This window comes from Streptomyces albidochromogenes, assembly GCF_005981925.1.
Classification (GTDB): domain Bacteria; phylum Actinomycetota; class Actinomycetes; order Streptomycetales; family Streptomycetaceae; genus Streptomyces; species Streptomyces albidochromogenes.
The window spans coordinates 1-930 of record NZ_VBVX01000670.1; the positions used below are offsets into that span (position 1 = coordinate 1).

Here is a 930-nt window from a genome sequence, read left to right on the forward strand (position 1 = left end):
CCAGCAGCCCCGCCGCGTGGACCAGGTCCGGGCCGAGCTCGACGAGCTGAGCGACCTCCTGCGCCAGGACCAGCGGGGTGACCGGGACCGGTGAACGGACGGATCATCGCAGGGCGTTACGAGCTGTCCACCGTCATCGGCCAGGGCGGCATGGGCCAGGTCTGGACGGCGTACGACCAGCGCCTGGACCGCCGCGTCGCCGTGAAGCTGCTGCGCCCCGACCGGATGGCCGCCGCCACCGCCGCCGACGAGATGCGCCGCCGCTTCGTGCGCGAGTGCCGGGTCACCGCCCAGGTGGACCACCCGGGCCTCGTCACCGTCCACGACGCGGGCAGCGACGACGACGACCTCTACCTGGTCATGCAGTACGTCAAGGGCGCCGACCTCGCCGACCACCTCGCCGAACACGACCCCTACCCGTGGCCGTGGGCCGTCGCTGTCGCCGCCCAGCTGTGCGCGGTGCTGTCCGCCGTGCACGCGGTGCCGATCGTCCACCGCGACCTCAAGCCGCGCAACGTCATGGTCAAGCCCGAAGGCACGATCACCGTCCTGGACCTCGGCGTCGCCTCCGTCCTCGACACCGACACCACCCGCCTCACCCACACCGGCTCGCCCATCGGCAGCCCCGCCTACATGGCGCCCGAGCAGGCGATGGGCGGCGCGGTCGGCCCGTACACCGATCTCTACGCCCTCGGCGTCCTGATGCACGAACTCCTCAGCGGCAACGTGCCCTTCGCCGGCTCCACCGTCCTCGGAGTCCTGCACCGCCACCTGTACGAGCCGCCGCTGCCCGTGCGCCAGCTCCGCCAGGACATCCCCGAGCCGCTCGAAGCGCTGGTCCTGCGTCTGCTCGCCAAGGACCCGCAGCACCGCCCCTCCTCCGCCCAGGAGGTGTACGAGGCGCTGGCCCCGCTGCTGCCGGCGCACGGC

1 protein-coding gene is annotated in these 930 nt (G+C 73.0%); it reads left to right on the plus strand.

Going from position 1 to position 930, the window contains the following annotated elements; all coding sequences use genetic code 11:
- Nucleotides 1–90: 90 nt before the first annotated feature.
- On the plus strand, nt 91–930 hold an 840-nt coding region (locus tag E2E34_RS34680), incomplete at its 3' end, for a serine/threonine-protein kinase (protein WP_138905764.1).